The organism is Enterobacter sp. DNB-S2 (assembly GCF_019443845.1).
Lineage (GTDB): Bacteria > Pseudomonadota > Gammaproteobacteria > Enterobacterales > Enterobacteriaceae > Enterobacter > Enterobacter asburiae_B.
The window spans coordinates 3,081,261-3,104,689 of record NZ_CP050520.1 but is presented as its reverse complement, the minus strand read 5'-3'; the positions used below and the strand labels follow the sequence as shown (position 1 = coordinate 3,104,689).

Genomic DNA, 23,429 nt, shown 5'->3' with positions numbered 1-23,429 from the left:
TTGTATGCCGCGTATGGTACGGATTCCGGCGGCGAATACCAGCACGTTTTACAGCTGCGTTAAATCTGGAGCCCTATAATGATTCACATCATGCAGGCTCGCTGGGATAAGTATCACTTTTATCTCAGCTTACAGCACCTCAACCAAATCAAATTCTTCCGCGATCAGTTCCATATCTTCAGAAAAATGGCCTTCGCGGAAGAAAAATCGCTGATGCTCTTTCTGCCAGTATTCAAGGCTTAAATCGCCTTCACCCTCTTTGCGAGCGAATTCTTCATTTACATCGCAAAAACGCACCAGCCGCATTGAAACCAGCCGGATCACACAGACCGGGACATTCTGGCCATCAAGAATTATGTTGTAGCTCCCCATCCGCGGAGCAGACACATCCTGCGCGTACGAGGCAAAAGATCCGCAGGTGGCCGTTTTGATTCCTTTTTTAATAAGGTCCGCAAGCACGCTCGCCATTTCCGGGCCGTCACCCATTTGCCAGGCCACTGCGCCTGGGTACTTCATTTTTAATTCTTCAACCTGAACCATTCAAATCCCTTCTTAACTCTTAACCAAAAGAATCGGAATAGCGGTTTTAGCATAAACCCCCTCGACTGTAGAAGCATAGTCGCCTTTCCTTGCATTTTTAGTTCAGGTGGGAAGGAAAACAAAGCGTTGCGCGTATTGCCCTGGTAAATATATCCTTACGAGGTTATCTGTGTGGTGAATCTGCTGTCTGCAGCCAGGCGCGTGGCTTTGAATATCAGTAACGAGTCACCTGGATGCAACCAGCACCACGCTTTTTCTTAAAATTTTATCCCATTGGAAGGGTTTAATGTGTTCAAGCTTATTTCATCTCTACTGGCCATTTTCCTGCTGTCAGGCTGTAGCTCCGATCTGGTTCTCAGTCCACCTAAACAACCCGAATACAAGTCAATGCCTGAAATAACTCAGTCTGTGACGCCAACGCAACAGCGTGCAATCATGGCCGGCGAGCGGCCAGACTGGTCAGAAAGAACCCCGATCAATACAATAAAGCGATATTAATAGACACTTATCCACCAGGGCTGCCGTTCGGCGGCCTTTTGTTTCCCCTGAATCTGGTTTACGAGAACTTTTCTGACGCCTGGCATTTATTACGTTATCGACCATGCTTAAGACAATGACAATTCAATCACTTCAGCATCGTTGAAGCGGCTACTTCACTTAAATCGAGAACCCTAAATGCGCCATGCATCTATCCCCGTAGCTGCAGCCACGACAATGTTTTTGCTTGGCGTTTTTATCATTAATTTACAGGTTTGGTATTCTGCACGGGCTGATAGCCTGGCAGAGGCGCACTACGTCGTGCGGAACATGAATGTTATTCTTAAAGAAGCTCGTCATGCGACTGAGATGGCAATGCAACTTGCCGAGAATGAGTGTGATGCTGAAGGGCAATATCGGCTGGGCACCGAGGCGGCATTACAGCCTCACCTGCGAACGATCGTTATTCTGAAAAATGATGCGGTCTGGTGCTCCTCGTTACCGGGAAACCGCGTATTGTTGGTCAACAGCTCAATCCTGCCTGAGTCATCACTGCTCCTCGTCCCTTCGGCCAGTACCGTCAACGGTCTTCCGGTTCTCTTATATCAGACAATTCATGCCGGAAGCCGAATCATCGTTAGCATCAGCGATAGCCATATCCGTGATGCACTGGATATGCCATTAAATGGCGTTGAATATTCCCTGAGAGTAGGCAATACGCTTTTAGGTCTGACAGGCGATGTGACGACGGCAGACCCTACGAATAAAGAGGTATTAACGGTAAAAGCCTCTACTTATCCTTTCTCGGTACAATTCACCTCTCCACCTCTTTTTAGCCTTAAGAGATTATTCAATCGAGCCGGAGGCGTGGTGTTATTCCTGCTGATAATATCGTCTCTCTCTGCTTATATTCTTCAACGCTATATTTCTAAGGATGTTTCACCCGAAGAGTCGCTGCGCATCGCCATTTACAAAAATGAAATTATTCCGTATTACCAACCCGTTGTGAGCGGCAAAGAGGGAACCTTACGGGGTGTGGAGGTGCTGGCCAGATGGAAGCATCCTCAATCAGGATTTATTTCCCCCGCGTCCTTCATTCCTCTTGCGGAGAAATCCGGTTTAATTATTCCTTTGACTCAGAGCTTAATGAGGCAGGTTGCAATACACATGAATGCTATTGCGACATTGCTGCCAGAAGGCTTTCACGTAGGGATTAACTTCAGCGCTTCTCATATCGTTGCGTCCACCTTTGTTGAAGAGTGTCTCCACTACAAGCGCAGCTTCAATCAACAGGATCTTAACCTCGTCGTTGAGGTGACGGAGCGTGAACCACTCGACATTGATGAACATCTCGTTAATACATTGAATGAGCTACATAACAACGGATTTGCCATTGCGCTGGATGACTTTGGTACGGGTTATTCCGGTCTGTCCTATCTGCAGGATCTGCACATTGACTACATTAAAATCGACCAGAGCTTTGTTGCCAGGGTTAATGCGAATGAGGACTCAACGCTAATCCTTGATTCGGTACTGGAGTTGGCCAAAAAACTCTCAATTAGCATCGTGGCGGAAGGCGTTGAAACTGAAGAGCAGCTCGATTACCTCACACGCAATCATATCCGGTTTTTACAGGGTTTTTTCTTTTACAAACCTCTTCCTTTCAAGGAACTGGTCAAAGTTGTCTTGTCGAAGCCAAAAGTTAAGGTCAGGGTGGAATAATGTTTATTCGGTTGTTTCTGAGGAAATAAAAAGGGGGGACATCATCCCCCAAAAATGCAGACCATTATTGTTTTAACCACGGTAATATTTTGTTATGTATTGACCGGATGGTCAAATTAATTGTTTTCAACATTCTCTTTGGGATTCTTAAGCAAATGGGGGCTTTGGAATATTAGCTGTCTAACGTTTAGTTTGACTTTAATCAACATTGTCGCACCCTCTTAAGATTGATGGATGCAATGATTATTGTTTTGTTAAAACAATGCACTTACGCTGTGTTTTCGACGTAAGTTGCTTCAGGTTAATTTTTTAAGAAAAAAATGCTAGCGGCCATAGCATAATGAAATAATGCTTACTTATTACCGCAGTTTAAATATTAACCAGTAAAGGCCGGGGCGCAGTTTGCATTTAGAATAGCTGTCTCATTCTGAGATTTTCGTCAGTTAGCGTATAATGCGTCATCCAAAACCGCTAAACACTCCGTGACTCGTGCTATGACCCTTAATCGCTTTTGTTATTTACTCCTGATTATCGCTGCGATCGGCAGCCTTCTTGCTACCCATCCTCTGCTCATGTGGTTTCTGGCGATCAACGTGATGACGTTGGTCATGTATGGCGCCGATAAAATGGCGGCGCGGAAGGGGATGCGCAGGGTTCCGGAAGCGACATTGCTGGTATTTGGCGTGACAGGTGGCTGGCCTGGCGCCATTGTGGGCCAACAACTCTTTCGCCATAAAACCCAAAAGCAGCCCTTCAAAAGCTACTTTTTCATCAGCGTCGTCGTCAGCATCGCCATGATGGCTGCGGTTTACCATTTTTCTTCTTATTCTCTTTTATGAGCGTTGGCTGGGACTGCTGACGGTAAGGCATATCTTTAGTTCATTCCTCCGTCACTGCCAATAGTAGTAGGACTATTCTTAAGTGGTTGCTGTTTTTTGCACAATCTGAATAATACGTGCAACAACACGGACGACAACATCCCATGAAAATAGAATCTCTTATCCTGGCAGTGCTGGTGCTCTTTTCTGTGCCTTCCTGGTCTGCTTTTCAGGAGCGGGAATATAATACCTGGTATATAAAAAATGCGGTTCTTTATGATATGACACAGACCTCGGAAGGTTTCCCGGTCATGGTGAGTGTCTCCCAGCCAGGAAGAAAATCCGCTAATTTACTGGTGTCCTATATTACTGAAGGCCGTTGCGGTGAGAAAAACCTGCCGCTAAATGTGAATGGTAAAGTACTGCCCGCCAAATATTATTGTGTTCAGGTAGGACAAAACAGAATTGAACATTTTTCAGTGGTTGATGCGGACAGCGTCAATAGCATGGTGACGCATTTAAAATCCGATTTCACGATCCTCCTACAAAACGATATCAAGATTTGGGCTGCAAACATCAAAACGCCAAAGTTTGGACTGACGCCGAGATTTTAAATATGAAATGTCATTTCTCATGGCAGGCATTTTTCTCATCAAAGCAATTATTTACACAATAATAGTGTCACTATGTTACTAATCAAAATAAAGAGTAAGTGGCCCTGTTTTTTTACATATTTAAAGAGATTGTATGCTAAACGGTACGAAACCGCATAAATAATCCTTTCTGAAATTATGGATAAAGCTCACTACCAGACTTACGCTTGCTAGCGAATTTAAGTTGTTCAGCGCATCTTTACTGGTAAGGAGCAGAAAATGTCACAACGTAATAGTCTGGATTTGCTAAGCCGTAAAGAAGGAATGTGTTTGTTAGAGCAAAGCATGGGTTTTGTCTGGCAGGCAGCACTTCGGGCTGTCGCGGTATTAGGCGTTGCAGATCTTCTGGTTGAAGGAAAGAAATCCGTTAAGCAGCTGGCGAAGGAGCTTAATGTCGATGGCGACTATCTTCATCGAATCATGCGCTTATTGTCTTCGCGTGGGGTGTTCAACGAATTATCCGAAACGGAATACGGTCTTAGCCATTCAGCTCAATTCCTGCGTTCCGATCATGAATTTTCCTTACGGGCGGCAGTTCTTATGTTGACAGACCAAACATTCTGGCAGCCAGCGGCTAGAATGGATGAAATATTGCAAGGCAAACCTGTTTTTAATTCATTGTTTGGCAAGCCTTTTTACGATTACTGGCAGCATGATGACACGGTGACGGGAAGCAACATTTTTCATGCTGGTATGGCCTCTATGTCATCCGTAGAAAATGAAACTATTACTGGTAGCTATTCATTCCCTGAAAACGCTGTCGTTGCCGATATCGCCGGTGGGCTGGGTAATTTATTGCTGGCAATTTTACGTCGAAATCCGACCTTGACAGGGATCTTGTTTGATCAAAAAGACGTGCTTGAGCGGAACAGACTTTCACTATTGAATGATAATCGCCGATGGAAGACCGTAGAGGGCAGCTTTTTTGAAGCCTGTCCTGCAGCGGACATTTTTTTACTTAAATATATTTTGATGGACTGGCCTGATGAGAAGGCGATTCAGATACTTCAGTGCTGCAGAAATGCAATGAAAGATAACTCCCGATTATTAATTTTTGAACCGCTTATTAAAAAAGAAAATAATCAGCAGGGACGATTTGAAATTGACCTTCTTCTGTTAACAAGCTTTGATGGCGGGCGGGCAAGAACAGAGCCTGAGTATCAGGTCTTGTTTGAACAGACCAATTTGAAGCTGAACAAAATAATAGATACCGGTTCCTATCTGTCGATTTTAGAAGTCATACCTGTCTGAACTTGTCCGTCATTCCGTTTTACCGTATTCCTGCTAAGCTTGTTGGTTGGACCAGGAGCGTAAGCATGATGAACAAAGATGAACAAACCGGATTAGTGGGGCTGGCGATCGGGGCCGCCGTTATTGGGCTGGTTTCAGCGCAGAAACCGATCCACCGCAACAGTATTGTCGATGAACTGGTCAGGCTCGGCAGGCAAAAAGGCGATGGCGTAGAAGATGAGGTTTTCGTTAAGGCCGCCGAGCTGGTGAGAAAAGGGGTATAGCCCATGGCTGAAAGACGTAATGCGAAGTGCCATTGCGGCGCGGTAGCGTTCACCGTTGAGCTCACTGATGGTCTGAATACCGCGCGGCGCTGCAGCTGTTCCTTTTGTCGCATGCGGGGCGCGGTCGTCGTCTCTGCGCCGCTGTCAGGCATTAAGGTAACCAAAGGTGAAGATAAGCTCACCGAGTATCGCTTTAACACGGGAACGGCACGGCATTTCTTCTGCTCGGTATGCGGGATCTACACGTTCCATCAGCGGCGTTCTAACCCAAACGAATATGGCGTTAATGTCGCCTGTTTTGAAAACGTTTCACCTTTTGATTTTCCAGAGGTGAAGGTGATGGACGGCGTTAACCATCCCATGGATGGGGATAGTGGGGTATTAGGTTATCTCTCTTTTCGCGAGAAAGGGGAAGATCAGGCATGATTGCCGCCTGGCCACTCTTTTACTCCTCCGGCTATAGTAGGCAGTGGGTAACTGAAACAGGAGAAACTATGCTCTGTGTTGAAAAAGACGATCCGCGTGAGGCCCCTGAATCAGGTGATAAAAAGCCTCAACCTGTGAAAAAATAACGCGACATACGCGTTTACCCGCCACCGGCACTGCTGGTGGCTTTTTATTTCCAGGGACAATAGTTAACTGCCATCCAGATGGTTTAATAGCGCCCCGAGATGCCCGACGATATCACCAAAATCAAAAATTAACGCCATCCACAGCAATGCTAAAAGGGTAAGTAAGGCAAGGGATACACGACCAAACAACGCTGTTATCCTTAGTGAAGAAAGGGCTATCACCGCAGTTTAACCAGCTTACTTTCAACTTTCCCTCAACCAACCCCTTTCTTAAACTGTCTTATGTGACGAACTTCAAAAAACAAGCGAGCCCGCATGATTATGCGGGCTCTGACAATCAGAACTGGTAAACCAGGCCTAACGCTACAACATCATCGGTGCTGATGCCGTTGTCTTTGTAGAAGTTGTCATCTTCATCCAGCAGGTTGATTTTGTAATCAACGTAGGTGGACATGTTTTTGTTGAAGTAATAGGTGACCCCTACGTCAGCGTATTTAACCAGATCCTGGTCGCCCTGGCCGTTGCCCAGATCCTTACCTTTCGACTGCAGGTAGGAAAGGGACGGACGCAGGCCGAAGTCGAACTGGTACTGCGCGGTCACTTCGAAGTTCTGGGTTTTGTTCGCCACGGCGTCGGTATTATCACCATATGGGGTCATATTGCGGGTTTCAGAATACATTGCCGCCAGATAGATGTTATTGGCGTCATACTTCAGGCCCGCCGTCCAGGCATCCGCTTTGTCTCCACCCGCAGTGGTATTCATGACCTGCTCGTTGGTGCGGTCAGAAGAGGTATACGCGGCCCCCGCAGTAATCCCCATGCCGAAGTCATAGGTAGTAGAAATACCGAAGCCGTCACCGTTCTCGTGACGCGTGTCGCGACCGTTGTTGGTGCCTTCCTGGTTGTTGCTGGCGTCTTCATTTTTGCCCTGATACTGCAGCGCAAAGTTCAGGCCCTGCACCAGACCGTAGAAGTCGGTGTTACGGTAGGTTGCCACGCCGTTTGCGCGGCCGGTCATGAAGTTGTCGGCTTTGGTGTAGGAGTCGCCACCGAACTCAGGCAGCATATCGGTCCAGCCTTCCACGTCGTACAGGACACCGTAGTTACGACCGTAATCGAAGGAGCCGTAGTCACCCACTTTTACACCGGCGAAGGCCAGACGCGTCCAGGACTGATTATCAGACCCTTCCGTGTTATTGGCCTGAATGTTGTATTCCCACTGCGCATAGCCGGTCATCGTGTTGTTAATCTGGGTTTCACCTTTGAAACCCAGACGCATATAGGTTTGATCGCCGTCGGCACCTTTGTTATCGGAAAAATAGTGCAGACCATCTACTTTTCCGTACAGATCTAATTTGTTACCGTCTTTATTATAAATTTCTGCTGCATGTGCAGAACCAGCTATTAACAGAGCCGGAATCATCAGAGCCAGTACTTTTCTTTGCATTGTGATATTCCTTTGCAGTTGTTTTTATTTAATTACCTGTTGAACTTTCAGAATGAGAAAGTTGTCTCATGCTAAATCACTCCTGTGTAAGAGTAATAAAATATAATTGTTACGAACTAAGTAAAATCTAAACCGAATAAATCGGCGGAAATGATCATTGGTTTGATGAATGATTTAAAAGTAACTATATTAAATTGAAATTATTAATCAGGCGTTAATTAAGGTAATCTGCCCGGCGTTATATGCCTGTAAGATGATTCATCCATAATTAACGTGAATGCTATTAAGGAAACTAAATAGATATTCAATGATTATCTGGATTCGCCCGGTGTGAATACGCCGGGCTTTTTTTATGGCAAAAAAATGCCCGGACAAGCCGGGCAGGGGAACTAGTCGCTGGTCGGTTTTTCGGCTTTACCCGCCATCTGCGCCAGGAAGTCATAGCGTTTTTGCAGGTCAGCAGCGGCATCTTTCCAGAGCTGCTCGGCCACTTCCGGCTGCTGGGCGTTAAGGCGACGGAAGCGCTGTTCCTGCATTAACGTCTCGGCCAGGGCATCCGACGGCGGACGCGAATCCAGCGCCAGCGGTAATTTACCCTCGTCTGCACGACGCGGGTCGAACCGGTACAGCGGCCAGAAGCCGGTCGCGGTCAGCTGACGCATCTGGTCGTGGCTGAGGGCCAGATCGTAGCCATGCTCTTCGCAAGGGCTGTAGGCAATGATCAGCGACGGGCCAGGATACGCTTCCGCTTCCTGAATCGCTTTCACCGTCTGGTTAAGCTGGGCACCCAGCGAGATTTGCGCGACGTAAACGTGACCGTACATCATCATGCTCACGCCGAGATCTTTGCGCGCCTTGCGTTTACCGTGTTCGCCGAATTTCGTTACCGCGCCTAACGGCGTCGCTTTCGACGCCTGGCCGCCGGTATTGGAATAACACTGCGTATCCAGAACCAGGATGTTGACGTTTTCGGTCAGGCTCAACACGTGATCCAGTCCGCCAAAGCCGATATCGTAAGCCCAGCCGTCACCGCCAATCAGCCAGATTGATTTTTCGACCAGGGCGTCAGCGTCGGTCAGCAGCTGTTCAGCCCCCGCAACGCCCTGCAGCGCGCGGCGCAGCTCAGCAACCTGCTCACGACGTTCTTCTGGCGTCGCGTCCGCATGAAGCGCGTCATTGAGCTCAGCGGGGATCTGCCCGGCAAACTGCTCCAGCAGGCGCATCACGCGCGCGCGGTGCTGGTCGACGGTCAGGCGGAAGCCCAGGCCGAATTCGGCGTTGTCCTCGAATAGCGAGTTTGCCCACGCCGGACCGCGCCCATTCGCGTCGGTGGTGTACGGCGTAGAAGGCAAATTGCCCCCGTAGATGGATGAACAGCCGGTTGCGTTGGCAATCAACATCCGGTCACCGTACAGCTGGGTAAGCAGCTTGATATACGGCGTCTCACCGCAGCCGGAGCAGGCGCCAGAGTACTCAAACAGCGGCGTAATCAGCTGTGAGGTACGAATATCAATACGTTCCAGTTTGCTGCGATCGATTTCCGGCAGATTCAGGAAGAAGTCATAGTTGACCTTCTCCTCTTCAACGTGCTCCAGACGCGACATCATATTGATGGCTTTGATCTCCGGATCCTGCCTGTCTTTCGCCGGACAGACCTCGACGCACAGGTTACAGCCGGTGCAATCTTCCGGCGCGACCTGCAGAACGTATTTCTGTCCGCGCATATCGCGAGATTTCACATCCAGCGAATGCAGGCTGGCAGGCGCGGCTTCCATCTCTTCCGGTGAAACCACTTTGGCACGAATGGCAGAGTGCGGGCAGGCCGCAACGCAGTGGTTGCACTGGGTACACAGCTCTTCTTTCCAGATGGGGATCGCTTCGGCAATGTTACGTTTTTCCCAGCGCGTGGTGCCCATCGGCCAGGTGCCATCCGGCGGTAGCGCGGAGACGGGCAGGGCATCGCCCATGCCGGCCAGCATCGCCGCCGTCACGGTCTTAACGAAATCGGGCGCCGCATCGGACACCACCGGAGGGCGGTTCGGGCTTGCGGCATTCACCGGCTGCAGCGGTACCTCAAACAGCGATTCGCGTGCCAGCGCCAGCGCCTGCCAGTTTCGTTCGACCAGCTCCTGGCCCTTACTGCTGTAGCTTTTGGCAATTGCACCCTGCAGTTCCACCAGCGCGCTGTCGCCCGGCAGAATATTGGTCAGGTGGAAGAAGGCCATTTGCATTACGGTATTAATACGCGCAGCAAGGCCACATTCGCGGGCAATTTTCGCGGCGTTGACCACGTAGAAACGGGCTTTTTTCTGGTTCAGCACCGCCTGAACTTCCTGCGGCAGCCGCGTCCAGACTTCGTCCGCGCTGTACGGCGTATTGAGGAGGAAAATGCCGCCGGGCTTCAGGCGCTCGACCATCTGGTATTTATCGATAAACTGCAGCTGGTGGCAGCCAACAAAATCGGCCTGAGAAATAAGATACGCAGAGCGGATGGGCTGTTCGCTCACGCGCAGGTGGGATACGGTCAGGCCGCCTGCTTTTTTGGAGTCGTAGACGAAGTACCCCTGGGCGTACCACGGCGTGGAGTTGCCGATAATTTTGATGTTGTTTTTGGTCGCGGAGACGCTGCCGTCGCTGCCCAGACCGTAGAACAGCGCCTCAAGTTTGGCGGTCGAGAGCAGGGTGTTTTCCGGCAGAGACAGGGACAGATTCGTCACATCATCATAAATGCCGACGGTAAAGCGCGGTTTGGGTTTCGCTTCGCTTAACTCGTTGAATACCGCCAGCACGCAGTCCGGCCCAAACTCCTTGGAGGACAAACCATAGCGACCCCCGATTACGCGCGGCAGCGTTTCACGTTCGCCCTGATTAAAGGCTTCTGCCAGGGCGGTCATCACATCCAGATAGAGGGGTTCCGCCTGCGCGCCCGGCTCTTTGGTACGGTCGAGCACCGCCACAGCGCGGGCGCTTTCAGGCAGAGCCGAAAGCAGATGTTTGGCCGAGAACGGACGATAGAGACGCACCTTAAGCACGCCAACTTTTTCACCACGCGTCAGCAGCTCGTCTACTACCTCTTCACAGGTCCCAATGGCTGACCCCATCAGCACAATTACCCGTTCCGCCTGCGGATGGCCGTAGTACTCAAACGGTTTGTACTGCCGGCCGGTTGCGGCGGCAAAGTCATCCATTGCCTGTTCAACATGGTCGTAAACCGCGTTGTACCAGGGATTAGTGGCCTCGCGGGACTGGAAATAGGTATCCGGGTTCGCCGATGTCCCGCGAATAACCGGGTGTTCAGGATTCAGAGCCCGGGCGCGATGCGCGTCGATTTCCGCCTGCGGCAGCAGATTCAGGATAGTATCGTCGGCCAGCGGGACGATTTTGTTGATTTCGTGAGAGGTGCGGAAACCATCAAAGAAGTGAATAAACGGCACGCGGCTTTTAAGCGTGGCGATATGCGAAATTAAGGCAAAGTCCTGCGCTTCCTGAACGCTGCTGGCACATAGCATCGCACAGCCGGTCTGGCGCACGGCCATCACGTCGGAGTGGTCACCAAAGATAGAGAGCGCGTGGGTAGCAACGGTGCGCGCGGCAACGTGCAGAACGAAGGGCGTCAGCTGACCGGCGAGTTTGTAAAGCGTAGGGATCATTAACAGCAATCCCTGTGAGGAGGTAAACGACGTGGAAAGCGCGCCGGTCTGAAGCGCACCGTGTACCGTGGCAATCGCACCGGCTTCAGACTGCATCTCAACCACTCTCGGGACATCGCCCCAGACGTTTTTTAACCCGTTACCCGCCCATGCGTCCGCCTGCTCGGCCATGGTAGAACTTGGCGTAATCGGGTAGATGGCGATAACTTCACTGGTGCGAAACGCGACTGAGGCAACTGCACCATTACCGTCAATAGTTTGCATAGGACAACACCCTTACATTGCGCAAAAAATAGGGGTCTGTATTACGGCAACAAACCCTGAATATTATCTGTGTATTCTAGCAAACGGGGGATTTTACGATTTTCGCTTTTGTGTCCTTGGTATTCCTGCCATCAATGAGTAGATCAAACTTTTGGCGAAAAAATTGCGAGAAATTGTTTCTGAAGCGCATAAATACGCACTTCCGCTCTCGACGACACGGGATGTGATGCCTATTATGCATAGGTTTCGCATTATTCATGGGGGAGAGAGCATGCGTTCAGCATTTTGGGTAGGGTGTGCCGCGTTATTGTTGTCGGCATGTAGCAGTGAGCCAGTCCAGCAGGCAACGGCAGCCCACGTGGCGCCGGGAATTAAAGCGGCGATGTCAAGTTCAGGTCAGGCCAACTGCGCGATGATTGGCGGTTCGCTGTCTGTCGCCCGCCAGCTTGATGGTTCTGCTATTGGGATGTGCGCCTTGCCAAACGGCAAACGCTGTAGCGAACAGTCGCTTGCCGTTGGAAGCTGCGGTAACTACTGATTATTCTACACGCTTAAACATCAGCGTTTTATCGGCTGTCGCCAGCGTTAACTGGTCCTCAGTCAGGTCGACCTGCGCCCCTTTGCGCAGCATGTCGCCGATGGTCTGATCCAGCTCATTCAGCTGCGGCTCAGTACAGAGCTTACGGGTCATGGCCAGCGTTTTAACCTTCAGCTCGCCTTCGGACAATTTCCCCTGTCCGTTGAAGCGGTTACACATCTGACCAGAAACGCTGATGTTATTCACCAGGCTGATATCTGGCAGCGCGCCAAAGCTGAGCTCAGGTTGCGTTGTCGCGGTCTTCACGGCCTTACCGTTGACGTTTTCCAGCACAAAGCGGTGGTTTTTAAGTTGCTCCGGCTGTACGGAGGCTTTGCCCGGATTAACGCAGCCGGAAAGGACAAGACTAATAACGCTTAACGCAATGAGCTTTTTCATTTTTCTTCTCAAACTATAAATACCGTGAATCTTTTTCCAGTGTAACGATACTCTGCCGTGCGTTAATGGGGTTTATCTGAAAGTGCTGGGAGGAGCCGGGCAACGCAGCGGTTGCCCGGAATAACGTTAATGAGATTTAAATCCTGCCGCCGTCATCAGCATGCGGAAGAGCATACTGACAGCAGCCAGCGCCAGTACGCTGCCGCCCCAGATAATGGCCAGCCACAGCAATCTTTTCCAGACCGGTTGTTGCATCAGTGATAACCCTCCCCATGCTGAACTTTGCCGCGAAACACGTAGTAGCTCCAGAAGGTGTAGACCAGAATAACGGGAATGATCAACAGCGCGCCAACCAGCATAAAGCCCTGGCTTTGCGTCGGGGCGGCGGCCTGCCACAGGGTGATCGACGGTGGAATAATATGCGGCCAGATGCTGATCCCAAGCCCGCTAAAGCCGAGGAATATCAGCCCCAGCGTCAGAATAAACGGACGGCTATGGCTGGCGGGATTATTCAGGCAGCGCCACTGGTACAGGCTAAAAATCACCACCAGAGCAGGGACAGGCAGCAGATAAAACAGATTCGGCAGCGTAAACCAGCGCGCAGCGATGGCCGGTTGCGCCAGCGGCGTCCAGAGGCTGATCGCCGCAATAAACGCCAGCAGCACGATTAACAGCGTTTTCGACACCTCACGCATCCGCTCCTGCAGCGCGTTTTCGCTTTTCATCACCAGCCAGGTAGAGCCTAACAGCGCATAAGCCACCACCAGCCCCGCGCCGCAAAACAGGTTAAACGCGGTAAACCAGTCAAAGGGGCCGCCGGTATAGGCCCGGCCGGTGACGGTAAAGCCGTTAATGACGGCGCCTACCGTCACGCCCTGGGTGAACGTTGCCAGAATTGAACCGCCAATAAACGCCTTATCCCAGAAGGGGCGGTGGGCCGGCGTGGCTTTAAAGCGAAACTCAAATGCCACTCCGCGGAAAATAAGTCCGATTAGCATTAACGTCAGCGGAATGGTCAGGGCATCAACGATCACCGCATAGGCCAGCGGGAATGCGCCGAACAGGGCGGCACCGCCAAGCACCAGCCAGGTTTCATTTCCGTCCCAGACCGGCGCGACGCTGTTGACCATCACGTCGCGATCGTCGGCGTTCTGCGTGGCCGGGAACAGAATGCCAATCCCCAGATCAAAACCGTCCATCACGATATACATCAGCGTGGCGAAGACGATGATCACAAACCAGATAATGGAAAGGTCGATACCCATTATGGCTGCTCCTTATGTTCAGTTGTGACGGCAGAAAGCGGGCGCGCCGGACGTCCGTCGGACTCGGTGGCGAAAGTTTCATGCGGCTGCGGGCCTTTTCGGATGAGGCGTACCATATAGCTGTAACCCACGCCGAATACCGAGGTATAGACGACGAAGAAGGCCAGCAGGCTCACGCTCATATGCAGGTCACCGTGGGCAGAAACCGCATCCTTCGTTCGCTGGAGTCCGTAGACCACCCACGGCTGGCGGCCCACTTCGGTGGTGATCCACCCGGCCAGGATGGCAATCAGCCCGGTTGGCCCCATCAGCAGCGCAAACCACAGGAAGGGGCGAGACGAATACACGCGTTTTTTGTAGCGCAGCCAGAGAGCCATCACCCCGAGCAGCAGCATCAGCATGCCCAGGCCCGCCATGATGCGGAATGACCAGAACACGATGGTGGAATTCGGACGGTCTTCCTTCGGGAACTCTTTGAGAGCCGGAACCTGTTTATCAAGACTGTGCGTCAGGATAAGACTCCCCAGCGCTGGGATCTCCAGCCCAAAGCGGGTGCGCTCCTGCTCCATATCCGGCCAGCCAAACAGCAGCAGCGGGGTAGGCTCACCCGGCGGATTTTCCCAGTGGCCTTCAATGGCGGCAATCTTGGCGGGCTGGTGCTTTAAGGTGTTCAGACCGTGCATATCGCCAACCATGGCCTGGATGGGGGCGACAATCAGCGTCATCCACAGCGCCATCGAAAACATTGCCCGTATGGCAGGGGTATTATTGCCGCGCAGCAGATGCCATGCCGCGGATGCGGCCACAAACAGGGCGCTGCTCAGGAATGCGGCTATCGACATATGCAGCAGGCGGTAAGGGAAGGAGGGGTTAAACACCACGGCGAACCAGTCCACCGGCACGACCTGACCGTTGACGATCTCATAGCCCTGCGGGGTCTGCATCCAGCTGTTCGACGAGAGGATCCAGAAGGTAGAAATAATAGTGCCCAACGCCACCATGCAGGTGGAGAAGAAGTGCAGACCCGGCCCGACTTTGTTCCAGCCGAACAGCATCACGCCGAGGAACCCGGCTTCGAGGAAGAAGGCGGTCAGCACTTCATAGGTCAGCAGCGGGCCGGTAATGCTGCCCGCAAACTGTGAAAATCCGCTCCAGTTGGTGCCGAACTGGTAGGCCATCACCAGCCCGGAGACCACGCCCATGCCAAAGTTGACGGCAAAAATCTTCGACCAGAAATGGTACAGCGAGCGCCAGACCGGATTTTTGGTTTTCAGCCACAGCCCTTCGAGTACGGCAAGATAGCTTGCCAGGCCGATGGTGATCGCCGGGAAAATAATGTGAAAGGATACGGTAAAGGCAAACTGTATCCGTGCAAGGTGAAAAGCATCTAAACCAAACATGCACAGCCTCAATGTCAAACGGTGTGCTGTTATGGTATAGGGGCAACGTTCGGACTATCAGACGCAGAAAAGTGATTTTTAACCATAACAGTTGACTTAAAACTCATGCTTTAGTCATCTGATATACCTCGCATGAGGAATAAAAACCGTCTTTTTATGAATTTTACGCATAAAACTGCTTGCCTTGTCGTCTGCGCCGTGCGTTAATGACCCTCTGGTTTTGAGTCCAAATAAATATCTGACGTAGTTTTATAAAGCAGTTCTCATCACGTTGTGCCTCTCCGCAGCCTCTCTTGGGTCTTTATCTACTTTCCGATTCGTTTTGTTTAAAACCATTACTGCCCAATCGGCCCATTAGTAATTTACGTTTTTACGTTCACAGGAGAATCCTATGACTTCTTATATTCATTTCCGCTGCCCATGCTGTCATGGCTCGCAGTACCGTACCTCAGTCTTTGATATGTCTGAGAAAAACCCACTCGGCGCGAAATGCATCTTTTGCAAATCGTCGATGATCACGCTCGATCACCTGGCCGCCGCGCGTCAGGCGCAAAGCCACGTTACCGAGTACCGTAAGTAATTCGTTTCACGAACTATAACAGTTAGCTAAATCTTCTCTTTTTCTCCTGCTGATATACACTGTCGGTCACAAGGAGAATTTGATGAAAAAATACCAGCGTCTGGCGCAACAAATTATCTCGCAGATTGAGCTTGGCGTATGGCTGCCGGGCGATAAGCTGCCTTCGCTGCGAGAGCAGGTGGCGAGCAGCGGCATGAGTTTTATGACCGTTGGCCACGCGTATCAGATGCTGGAAAGTCAGGGGCGCATTGTCGCCAGACCGCAGTCGGGCTATTACGTTGCCTCGCGCCCGACCGCCCATCAGCCTGCTCCACCTGCCCAGGTGATGCGTGACGAAGTGGTGGATATTAATACCTACATATTCGACGTCTTACAGGCCAGCCGCGACCCGTCCGTTGTTCCTTTTGCCTCCGCGTTTCCCGATCCCCGACTTTTCCCGCTGCAGCAGCTCAACCGCTCGCTGGCGAACGTCAGCAAAACCGCGACGGCGATGAGCGTGATTGAGAACCTGCCGCCGGGTAACGTCGATCTCCGCCACGCCATTGCCCGTCGCTACGCGCAGCAGGGGATGAACATCTCCCCGGAAGAGATTGTGATCACCGCAGGCGCGCTTGAAGCGCTCAATCTCAGCCTGCAGGCGGTAACCGAGCCGGGCGACTGGGTGATAGTCGAAAACCCGTGTTTCTACGGCGCGCTGCAGGCGCTGGAACGCCTGAAGCTCAAAGCGTTGTCGATTGCGACGGATGTCCGCGAGGGGATTGATCTGAATGCCCTTAAACAGGCGCTGAAGGAGTACCCGGTTAAAGCCTGCTGGATCATGACCAACAGTCAGAACCCGCTTGGATTCACGCTGAGCGCGGAGAAAAAAGCGCAGCTTGTCGCGCTGTTAACGCAGCACAACGTCACCCTGATTGAAGACGATGTCTACAGCGAGCTCTATTTTGGCCGCGAAAAGCCGCTCCCGGCGAAAGCATGGGATCGTCAGGACATGACGCTGCACTGCTCGTCTTTTTCAAAATGTCTGGTGGCCGGTTTTCGCATCGGCTGGGTTGCGGCAGGAAAACACGCGAGACGCATTCAGCAGCTGCAGCTGATGAGCACGCTCTCAACCAGCTCACCCGTGCAGCTGGCGCTGGTGGATTACCTGGCGACGAAACGCTACGACGCCCATCTGCGCCGCCTGCGGCGTACCCTCGCCGAGCGAAAACAGCAGGCCTGGCAGTCTCTTTTGCGCCATATGCCTGCCGGCGTCAAAATTCACCATAACGACAGCGGCTACTTTTTATGGCTGGAGCTTCCGGCGCAGCTGGATGCGGGTCTGCTCAGCGAAAAAGCCTTAACGCACCACATCAGCATTGCGCCCGGAAAGATGTTTTCCACCTCCGACGCGTGGACACCGTTCTTCCGGTTTAATACCTCCTGGGCCTGGGGAGAGCGAGAAGAGCAGGCGGTCATTCAGTTAGGAAAATTAATTAGCACGATGCTGGAATAAACTTTTCTCCGTTATTTAAATAATCAATTCTTATCCTGATGACGGCGCTGCGAATATTTCGCGGTGCCCTGTCATAGGAAATCTGCATACCGTCTCTCGCGGCTAACTCCTTGTCTATAATCCAGTTAACGGGGAATGCGCCCTCGGTCACACCTTGATGAAATTTCCTGAAGCCGTACGGTGCGGCGCATTTGCGCGGTCTACGTTTAATAAGGGAGATATTTTTACGGCACGGCTGCCGCTAAATTTCATTGCGACAGGAGTAACTCTTATGAGCAAACATTTTGCCCGCAGCAGCCTGTGCGCGCTCGGCATGACAATCATGACAGCGCAAGCCGCAGAACCACCAAAGGCCATCGGCGACGGGGAAGGTCGGCTGGATATTATCGCCTGGCCGGGATACATCGAACGCGGACAGACGGATAAAAATTATGACTGGGTCACCCAGTTTGAAAAAGAGACCGGGTGTGCGGTCAACGTCAAAACGGCGGCCACGTCGGATGAAATGGTCAGCCTGATGGCGAAAGGGGGCTATGACCTGGTCACCGCCTCGGGTGACGCCTCCCTGCGCCTGATCATGGGTAAACGCGTTCAGCCCATTAACCCGGACCTCATCCCCAACTGGAAAACGCTCGACGCGCGGATTGTAAAAGGGGAATGGTTTAACGTCGGCGGGAAAGTCTACGGCACGCCATATCAGTGGGGGCCAAACCTGCTGATGTACAACACCAAAACCTTCCCGACGCCGCCGGACAGCTGGAGCGTGGTCTTTACCAAACAGGATCTGCCGGACGGTAAAACCAATCAGGGACGCGTGCAGGCGTATGACGGCCCGATTTATATCGCCGATGCCGCGCTGTTCGTCAAAGCCACTCAGCCGCAGCTGGGTATCCAGGACCCGTACCAGCTCACCGAAAAACAGTATGCCGCCGTGCTCAAGGTGCTTCGCGACCAGCACGCGCTGATCCACCGTTACTGGCATGACACCACCGTTCAGATGAGCGACTTTAAAAATGAAGGCGTCGTGGCATCCAGCGCCTGGCCGTATCAGGCGAATGCCCTGAAGGCTGAGAACCAGCCCGTTGCCACCGTCTTCCCGAAAGAGGGGGTGACCGGCTGGGCGGATACCACCATGCTGCATGCGCAGGCAAAACACCCGATGTGTGCCTATAAGTGGATGAACTGGTCGCTGACGCCTAAAGTGCAGGGCGATCTGGCGGCCTGGTTTGGCTCCCTGCCCGTGGTTGCAGAAGGGTGTAAGGCCAGCACGCTGCTGGGTGATAAAGGCTGCGAAACAAACGGTTATAACGAGTTCGACAAAATCATGTTCTGGAAAACCCCCATCGCCGAAGGCGGCAAATTTGTCCCTTACAGCCGCTGGACGCAGGATTACATCGCCATCATGGGCGGTCGTTAATTGCCCGGGAGCAGAACATGACGTACGCGGTAGAGTTTAACAACGTTTCCCGTCTGTACGGCGACGTACGGGCGGTGGATGGGGTCACCATTGCTATTCGTGACGGAGAGTTTTTCTCCATGCTGGGGCCTTCGGGCTCCGGCAAAACCACCTGCCTGCGTCTGATCGCGGGTTTTGAGCAGCTGTCAGGCGGCACGATTTCTATCTTCGGCAAAGAGGCGAGCGAACTGCCTCCCTGGGAGCGGGATGTGAACACCGTCTTTCAGGACTACGCGCTGTTCCCGCATATGTCGATTCTCGACAATGTTGCCTACGGGCTGATGGTCAAAGGCATCGACAAGAAAAAACGCCATGCGCAGGCCCGTGATGCCCTGGAAAAAGTGGGCCTGAGCTTTGCCGTTGCCCGCAAACCCTCGCAACTTTCCGGCGGCCAGCGACAGCGTGTCGCCATCGCCCGGGCGCTGGTCAATGAGCCGCGCGTCCTGCTGCTGGATGAGCCCTTAGGTGCGCTCGATCTCAAACTGCGTGAACAGATGCAGTTCGAGCTGAAGAAGCTTCAGCAGGAACTCGGCATCACCTTTATTTTTGTCACCCACGATCAGGGCGAGGCCCTTTCCATGTCAGACCGGGTGGCGGTGTTCAATAACGGGCGCATCGAGCAGGTGGATACCCCGCGCGATCTCTACATGCGTCCGCGCACGCCGTTTGTCGCCGGTTTTGTCGGCACGTCCAACGTCTTTGATGCGGGCCTTGCGCAGAAAATTTGCGGTATGGAAGGCAGCTATTCCCTGCGCCCGGAACATATTCGCCTTAATGAGGGCGGAGACGTTCAGGTTCAGGGCATCGTGCAGGCCGTTCAGTATCAGGGAGCGGCCACGCGGCTGGAGCTGAAGCTCGCCGATGGCGCCAAACTGCTGGTGAGCCAGGCCAATCTCAGTGAAACCTCGTCGCTGAGCGGCATTGCGCCGGGGCAGGCGGTGATGGCGTCGTGGTCACGCGAGGCGATGATTCGCCTGCACGAGGAGAGGTGAAATGTCTATGAGTGTCGCGCATCCTCCCGCCTCGCATGGGCGCTTAAGCCGCATGACGGCGCTGTTCTGGCGTAAACCGTCGCTCGGCCTGTTCCTGCTTCTGCTCGCGCCGCTCATGTGGTTTGGCATCGTCTATTTAGGATCGCTTCTGACCCTGCTGTGGCAAGGTTTTTACACCTTTGACGATTTCACTATGGCCGTCACGCCGGATCTGACCCTGGCGAACATTCGGGCGCTTTTCAACCCGGCAAACTACGACATCATCCTGCGCACGTTAACCATGGCGATTGCGGTGACGATAGCCAGCGCCATCCTGGCCTTCCCGATGGCCTGGTACATGGCGCGATACACCCGAGGCAAGTGGAAAGCATTTTTCTATATTGCTGTGATGCTGCCAATGTGGGCGAGCTACATCGTCAAAGCCTACGCCTGGACGCTGCTGCTGGCGAAGGACGGGGTGGCGCAGTGGTTTCTCAACCACATGGGGCTGGAGCCGATCCTGACCTCACTCCTTACGCTCCCGGCGATTGGCGGCAACACCTTGTCCACCTCCGGGCTGGGACGGTTTCTGGTCTTCGTCTACATCTGGCTGCCGTTTATGATCCTGCCCGTCCAGGCGGCGCTGGAACGCCTGCCTGCCTCGCTACTGCAGGCCTCAGCCGACCTCGGCGCGCGCCCTCGTCAGACCTTTCGCTACGTCGTTCTGCCGCTGGCGATCCCGGGTATTGCGGCGGGTTCAATATTCACCTTTTCCCTGACGCTGGGGGATTTCATCGTTCCGCAGCTGGTGGGGCCGCCGGGTTACTTCATCGGTAACATGGTCTACTCGCAGCAGGGTGCCATTGGCAATATGCCTATGGCCGCCGCGTTCACGCTGGTGCCCATCGTGCTGATTTCACTCTATCTGGCGTTCGTGAAACGTCTGGGAGCATTCGATGCACTCTGAACGCGCACCGCTGTTCCTGAAAGTGGCAGCCTGGGGAGGCGTCATCTTCCTGCACTTCCCGCTGCTGATTATCGCGACCTATGCCTTTAATACCGAAGACGCGGCCTTCAGCTTTCCGCCGCAGGGGCTGACGCTGAAGTGGTTCAGCGTGGCGGCGGGGCGCGGCGATATTATTGAATCCGTGACGTTGTCACTTCAGATTGCCGCGCTCTCCACCGCGATTGCCCTTGTGCTTGGCACGCTTGCTGCAGCGGCGCTGTGGCGAAGCGAGTTTTTTGGCAAGAATGCGATCTCGCTGTTGCTGCTGTTGCCGATTGCGTTACCGGGGATCATCACCGGTCTGGCGCTGCTGACGGCATTCAAAACGATTGACCTTGAGCCGGGTTTTTTCACCATCGTGGTGGGACACGCCACCTTTTGCGTGGTGGTGGTGTTTAACAACGTGATTGCCCGGTTCAGACGTACCTCCTGGAGCCTGGTGGAAGCGTCGATGGATCTCGGGGCCGACGGATGGCAAACCTTCCGCTATGTGGTGCTGCCCAATCTGGGTTCCGCGCTGCTGGCCGGGGGAATGCTGGCGTTTGCCCTGTCGTTTGACGAGATAATCGTCACAACGTTTACGGCGGGACACGAGCGCACGTTACCGCTGTGGTTGCTCAATCAGCTCGGTCGTCCGCGCGACGTGCCGGTCACCAACGTCGTAGCACTGCTGGTGATGCTGGTGACAACTATCCCCATTCTGGGAGCCTGGTGGCTAACCCGCGACGGCGAGAATATCGCCGGCAGCGGGAAATAACAGTGAATTCAACAGGAAAATGCTATGCAAACACAACTGCTGATAGAGGGAAAACTGGTAACCGGAGAGGGAGAAAAACAGCCGGTCTATAACCCGGCCACTGGAGAACTCCTGCTGGAGATTGCCGAGGCGTCAGCGGCTCAGGTCGACGCGGCGGTTCAGGCAGCCGACCGTGCTTTTGCGGAGTGGGGGCAAACCACGCCGAAGACGCGCGCCGAGTGCCTGCTGAAGCTGGCGGATGCGATTGAAGCGCATGGGGAGGACTTTGCCCGGCTCGAATCCCTCAACTGCGGGAAGCCGCTGCACTGTGCTCTGGGAGATGAAATTCCGGCGGTGGTCGACGTTTTCCGTTTCTTTGCCGGGGCCGCCCGCTGTCTGAACGGGCTGGCCGCCGGGGAGTACCTTGACGGTCACACGTCGATGATCCGCCGCGATCCGGTGGGCGTGGTTGCCTCTATTGCCCCCTGGAACTATCCGCTGATGATGGCGGCCTGGAAGCTGGCACCCGCGCTGGCGGCTGGGAACTGCGTGGTGATTAAGCCCTCAGAGATCACGCCCCTGACCGCGCTGAAGCTGGGGGAGCTGGCAAAAGATATCTTCCCGGCAGGCGTACTGAACGTCCTGTTTGGCCGGGGTAAAACGGTCGGTGACCCGCTTACCGGGCATGAAAAGGTCCGTATGGTCTCGCTGACCGGTTCGATTGCTACCGGGGAACATATCATCGGCCATACCGCGTCATCCATTAAACGCACCCACATGGAGCTGGGCGGTAAAGCGCCGGTTATCGTCTTTGATGATGCCGACCTGGATGCGGTTGTCGAAGGGGTGCGGACGTTTGGTTTCTACAATGCCGGACAGGACTGTACGGCGGCCTGCCGGATTTATGCCCAGAAGGGCATTTATGCCGCGCTGGTGGAAAAGCTGGGCGCAGCGGTCGCCAGCCTTAATATGGGTGCGCCGGAGGATGCCTCGACCGAACTGGGGCCGCTCAGCTCGGCCGCCCATCTTTCACGCGTCTGTCAGGCCGTCGATGAGGCGAAAGCGCTCGGTCATATCCGCGTTGTCACCGGCGGGAGCAAAAAAGAGGGGGCAGGCTACTACTTCCAGCCAACCCTGCTGGCGGGGGCAAAACAGGACGACGCCATCGTTCAGCGCGAGGTGTTTGGCCCGGTGGTGAGCGTCACCGAGTTTGATGACGAGGCGCAGGTGCTGGCTTGGGCGAACGATTCGCAGTATGGCCTGGCGTCATCGGTCTGGACCAAAGACGTGGGCCGCGCCCATCGCCTGAGCGCGCGCCTGCAGTACGGCTGCACCTGGGTGAATACCCATTTTATGCTGGTGAGCGAAATGCCGCACGGCGGCATGAAATTATCCGGCTACGGCAAAGATATGTCGGTCTACGGGCTTGAAGATTATACGGTCGTGCGGCATGTCATGATCAAACACTAAGCCCGCCATGCCTGGCCGCATGCGCGGCCAGGCGTTCCCCCCGCCCGCCATGAGTGTTACGCAAGATACTCAGTTGTTATTGTCCATAATCTTTAAGTGGTTATTCTGTAACGAAAAAACTTGATCTGTATCAACATATGACGCATATTGCGTGCGGTTATTTTTTCGGCTCTGGTATACAGAATGACGTTGTATCAAAAGATGTTGGTTTTTTACGCAATCATGGCTTCCATCTGCGCATTAATTACCTGGTTCCTCTCTAAAGACCGCAAACGTATCCGCCTGCTCAGCGCTTTTCTGGTGGGGTCAACCTGGCCAATGAGCTTTCCCGTTGCGCTGCTGGTCTCGCTTTTCTGAAGCACGCTTCCATTTTTAAAAGATGAATATGGCATTCCAGATACGGTAACTGTATAAATACAC

23 protein-coding genes and 1 pseudogene are annotated in these 23,429 nt (G+C 53.1%); 16 read left to right on the top strand and 8 right to left on the bottom strand.

Annotated features, from left to right (window positions below):
• Window position 1 precedes the first annotated feature (1 nt).
• A pseudogene (locus HB664_RS22820) lies at window positions 2–73 on the bottom strand (hypothetical protein); the annotation flags it as partial.
• 56 nt (window positions 74–129) lie between these two features.
• Window positions 130–540 (bottom strand): ASCH domain-containing protein, encoded by a 411-nt coding sequence (locus tag HB664_RS14775; protein WP_033145702.1) that lies wholly within the window; start codon window positions 538–540, stop codon window positions 130–132.
• 675 nt (window positions 541–1,215) lie between these two features.
• Between HB664_RS14775 and HB664_RS14770 the strand changes: the two genes are divergently transcribed.
• From HB664_RS14770 to HB664_RS22815, 7 genes are all read left to right on the top strand, one after another.
• Complete coding sequence (locus tag HB664_RS14770) at window positions 1,216–2,739, top strand: cyclic diguanylate phosphodiesterase (protein WP_219939709.1); 1,524 nt, start codon at window positions 1,216–1,218, stop codon at window positions 2,737–2,739.
• Between the two features lie 494 nt (window positions 2,740–3,233).
• Window positions 3,234–3,578 carry a DUF1294 domain-containing protein gene (locus HB664_RS14765; protein ID WP_214579784.1) on the top strand — a complete coding sequence of 115 codons (345 nt, stop codon included), beginning with the start codon at window positions 3,234–3,236 and terminating at the stop codon, window positions 3,576–3,578.
• Window positions 3,579–3,721: 143 nt separating this feature from the next.
• Window positions 3,722–4,171, top strand: coding sequence for a hypothetical protein (locus HB664_RS14760; protein WP_219939708.1), 450 nt, complete (start codon window positions 3,722–3,724; stop codon window positions 4,169–4,171).
• 258 nt (window positions 4,172–4,429) lie between these two features.
• Window positions 4,430–5,461, top strand: coding sequence for a methyltransferase (locus HB664_RS14755; protein WP_045143078.1), 1,032 nt, complete (start codon window positions 4,430–4,432; stop codon window positions 5,459–5,461).
• A 65-nt stretch (window positions 5,462–5,526) separates the two neighbouring features.
• Complete coding sequence (locus HB664_RS14750) at window positions 5,527–5,724, top strand: hypothetical protein (RefSeq protein ID WP_023616678.1); 198 nt, start codon at window positions 5,527–5,529, stop codon at window positions 5,722–5,724.
• A 3-nt stretch (window positions 5,725–5,727) separates the two neighbouring features.
• Complete coding sequence (locus HB664_RS14745; RefSeq protein ID WP_045888983.1) at window positions 5,728–6,150, top strand: GFA family protein; 423 nt, start codon at window positions 5,728–5,730, stop codon at window positions 6,148–6,150.
• A 68-nt stretch (window positions 6,151–6,218) separates the two neighbouring features.
• Complete coding sequence (locus HB664_RS22815) at window positions 6,219–6,296, top strand: hypothetical protein (RefSeq protein WP_223239581.1); 78 nt, start codon at window positions 6,219–6,221, stop codon at window positions 6,294–6,296.
• Window positions 6,297–6,633: 337 nt separating this feature from the next.
• Here HB664_RS22815 and ompC read toward each other — a convergent pair whose 3' ends face one another.
• Complete coding sequence (ompC, locus tag HB664_RS14735; RefSeq protein WP_059346843.1) at window positions 6,634–7,743, bottom strand: porin OmpC; 1,110 nt, start codon at window positions 7,741–7,743, stop codon at window positions 6,634–6,636.
• 389 nt (window positions 7,744–8,132) lie between these two features.
• Window positions 8,133–11,657 carry a pyruvate:ferredoxin (flavodoxin) oxidoreductase gene (gene nifJ, locus HB664_RS14730; protein ID WP_219939707.1) on the bottom strand — a complete coding sequence of 1,175 codons (3,525 nt, stop codon included), beginning with the start codon at window positions 11,655–11,657 and terminating at the stop codon, window positions 8,133–8,135.
• A gap of 271 nt (window positions 11,658–11,928) precedes the next feature.
• On the opposite strand from nifJ, the gene HB664_RS14725 reads away from it, so the two are divergent.
• Window positions 11,929–12,195, top strand: coding sequence for a DUF333 domain-containing protein (locus HB664_RS14725; protein WP_219939706.1), 267 nt, complete (start codon window positions 11,929–11,931; stop codon window positions 12,193–12,195).
• On the opposite strand, the gene hslJ is transcribed toward HB664_RS14725, so the two are convergent.
• From hslJ to HB664_RS14705, 4 genes are all read right to left on the bottom strand, one after another.
• Window positions 12,196–12,633 carry a heat shock protein HslJ gene (hslJ, locus tag HB664_RS14720; protein ID WP_058841012.1) on the bottom strand — a complete coding sequence of 146 codons (438 nt, stop codon included), beginning with the start codon at window positions 12,631–12,633 and terminating at the stop codon, window positions 12,196–12,198. It abuts the gene before it with no gap.
• A 126-nt stretch (window positions 12,634–12,759) separates the two neighbouring features.
• A complete protein-coding gene (locus HB664_RS14715; RefSeq protein ID WP_008501283.1) occupies window positions 12,760–12,888 on the bottom strand; it encodes a DUF2474 domain-containing protein in 129 nt (42 codons plus the stop codon).
• Window positions 12,888–13,898 (bottom strand): cytochrome d ubiquinol oxidase subunit II, encoded by a 1,011-nt coding sequence (gene cydB / locus HB664_RS14710; RefSeq protein ID WP_033145694.1) that lies wholly within the window; start codon window positions 13,896–13,898, stop codon window positions 12,888–12,890. The genes HB664_RS14715 and cydB overlap by 1 nt, the downstream gene beginning before the upstream one ends.
• Window positions 13,898–15,298 (bottom strand): cytochrome ubiquinol oxidase subunit I, encoded by a 1,401-nt coding sequence (locus HB664_RS14705; protein WP_087822669.1) that lies wholly within the window; start codon window positions 15,296–15,298, stop codon window positions 13,898–13,900. Before HB664_RS14705 ends, cydB begins: the two co-directional genes overlap by 1 nt.
• 391 nt (window positions 15,299–15,689) lie before the next feature.
• Here HB664_RS14705 and HB664_RS14700 point away from each other — a divergent pair, with 391 nt between their 5' ends.
• From HB664_RS14700 to HB664_RS14665, 8 genes are all read left to right on the top strand, one after another.
• Window positions 15,690–15,878 carry a hypothetical protein gene (locus tag HB664_RS14700; protein ID WP_023335881.1) on the top strand — a complete coding sequence of 63 codons (189 nt, stop codon included), beginning with the start codon at window positions 15,690–15,692 and terminating at the stop codon, window positions 15,876–15,878.
• Between the two features lie 82 nt (window positions 15,879–15,960).
• Window positions 15,961–17,370, top strand: coding sequence for a PLP-dependent aminotransferase family protein (locus tag HB664_RS14695; RefSeq protein ID WP_219939705.1), 1,410 nt, complete (start codon window positions 15,961–15,963; stop codon window positions 17,368–17,370).
• A 271-nt stretch (window positions 17,371–17,641) separates the two neighbouring features.
• On the top strand, window positions 17,642–18,787 hold the full coding sequence (ydcS, locus tag HB664_RS14690) for a putative ABC transporter substrate-binding protein YdcS (protein WP_048977287.1): 1,146 nt from the start codon (window positions 17,642–17,644) through the stop codon (window positions 18,785–18,787).
• A gap of 17 nt (window positions 18,788–18,804) precedes the next feature.
• Window positions 18,805–19,818, top strand: coding sequence for an ABC transporter ATP-binding protein (locus tag HB664_RS14685; protein WP_064672621.1), 1,014 nt, complete (start codon window positions 18,805–18,807; stop codon window positions 19,816–19,818).
• 1 nt (window position 19,819) lies between these two features.
• The gene (locus tag HB664_RS14680) at window positions 19,820–20,764 is read left to right on the top strand and encodes an ABC transporter permease (RefSeq protein WP_058841008.1); all 945 of its coding nucleotides are present in this window, start codon (window positions 19,820–19,822) and stop codon (window positions 20,762–20,764) included.
• A complete protein-coding gene (locus tag HB664_RS14675) occupies window positions 20,754–21,560 on the top strand; it encodes an ABC transporter permease (protein ID WP_029741505.1) in 807 nt (268 codons plus the stop codon). The genes HB664_RS14680 and HB664_RS14675 overlap by 11 nt, the downstream gene beginning before the upstream one ends.
• A gap of 24 nt (window positions 21,561–21,584) precedes the next feature.
• Window positions 21,585–23,009, top strand: coding sequence for an aminobutyraldehyde dehydrogenase (gene patD, locus HB664_RS14670; RefSeq protein ID WP_094934976.1), 1,425 nt, complete (start codon window positions 21,585–21,587; stop codon window positions 23,007–23,009).
• 183 nt (window positions 23,010–23,192) lie between these two features.
• Window positions 23,193–23,366, top strand: coding sequence for a GhoT/OrtT family toxin (locus HB664_RS14665; RefSeq protein WP_013096478.1), 174 nt, complete (start codon window positions 23,193–23,195; stop codon window positions 23,364–23,366).
• The last annotated feature ends 63 nt before the right edge of the window (window positions 23,367–23,429 follow it).

Bases quoted from the DNA above. Each gene is read 5' to 3' on its own strand.
- HB664_RS14775 (WP_033145702.1), bottom strand. From the start codon at position 540: ATGGTTCAGGTTGAAGAATTAAAAATGAAGTACCCAGGCGCAGTGGCC.
- HB664_RS14770 (WP_219939709.1), top strand. From the start codon at position 1,216: ATGCGCCATGCATCTATCCCCGTAGCTGCAGCCACGACAATGTTTTTG.
- HB664_RS14765 (WP_214579784.1), top strand. From the start codon at position 3,234: ATGACCCTTAATCGCTTTTGTTATTTACTCCTGATTATCGCTGCGATC.
- HB664_RS14760 (WP_219939708.1), top strand. From the start codon at position 3,722: ATGAAAATAGAATCTCTTATCCTGGCAGTGCTGGTGCTCTTTTCTGTG.
- HB664_RS14755 (WP_045143078.1), top strand. From the start codon at position 4,430: ATGTCACAACGTAATAGTCTGGATTTGCTAAGCCGTAAAGAAGGAATG.
- HB664_RS14750 (WP_023616678.1), top strand. From the start codon at position 5,527: ATGATGAACAAAGATGAACAAACCGGATTAGTGGGGCTGGCGATCGGG.
- HB664_RS14745 (WP_045888983.1), top strand. From the start codon at position 5,728: ATGGCTGAAAGACGTAATGCGAAGTGCCATTGCGGCGCGGTAGCGTTC.
- HB664_RS22815 (WP_223239581.1), top strand. From the start codon at position 6,219: ATGCTCTGTGTTGAAAAAGACGATCCGCGTGAGGCCCCTGAATCAGGT.
- ompC (WP_059346843.1), bottom strand. From the start codon at position 7,743: ATGCAAAGAAAAGTACTGGCTCTGATGATTCCGGCTCTGTTAATAGCT.
- nifJ (WP_219939707.1), bottom strand. From the start codon at position 11,657: ATGCAAACTATTGACGGTAATGGTGCAGTTGCCTCAGTCGCGTTTCGC.
- HB664_RS14725 (WP_219939706.1), top strand. From the start codon at position 11,929: ATGCGTTCAGCATTTTGGGTAGGGTGTGCCGCGTTATTGTTGTCGGCA.
- hslJ (WP_058841012.1), bottom strand. From the start codon at position 12,633: ATGAAAAAGCTCATTGCGTTAAGCGTTATTAGTCTTGTCCTTTCCGGC.
- HB664_RS14715 (WP_008501283.1), bottom strand. From the start codon at position 12,888: ATGCAACAACCGGTCTGGAAAAGATTGCTGTGGCTGGCCATTATCTGG.
- cydB (WP_033145694.1), bottom strand. From the start codon at position 13,898: ATGGGTATCGACCTTTCCATTATCTGGTTTGTGATCATCGTCTTCGCC.
- HB664_RS14705 (WP_087822669.1), bottom strand. From the start codon at position 15,298: ATGTTTGGTTTAGATGCTTTTCACCTTGCACGGATACAGTTTGCCTTT.
- HB664_RS14700 (WP_023335881.1), top strand. From the start codon at position 15,690: ATGACTTCTTATATTCATTTCCGCTGCCCATGCTGTCATGGCTCGCAG.
- HB664_RS14695 (WP_219939705.1), top strand. From the start codon at position 15,961: ATGAAAAAATACCAGCGTCTGGCGCAACAAATTATCTCGCAGATTGAG.
- ydcS (WP_048977287.1), top strand. From the start codon at position 17,642: ATGAGCAAACATTTTGCCCGCAGCAGCCTGTGCGCGCTCGGCATGACA.
- HB664_RS14685 (WP_064672621.1), top strand. From the start codon at position 18,805: ATGACGTACGCGGTAGAGTTTAACAACGTTTCCCGTCTGTACGGCGAC.
- HB664_RS14680 (WP_058841008.1), top strand. From the start codon at position 19,820: ATGTCTATGAGTGTCGCGCATCCTCCCGCCTCGCATGGGCGCTTAAGC.
- HB664_RS14675 (WP_029741505.1), top strand. From the start codon at position 20,754: ATGCACTCTGAACGCGCACCGCTGTTCCTGAAAGTGGCAGCCTGGGGA.
- patD (WP_094934976.1), top strand. From the start codon at position 21,585: ATGCAAACACAACTGCTGATAGAGGGAAAACTGGTAACCGGAGAGGGA.
- HB664_RS14665 (WP_013096478.1), top strand. From the start codon at position 23,193: ATGACGTTGTATCAAAAGATGTTGGTTTTTTACGCAATCATGGCTTCC.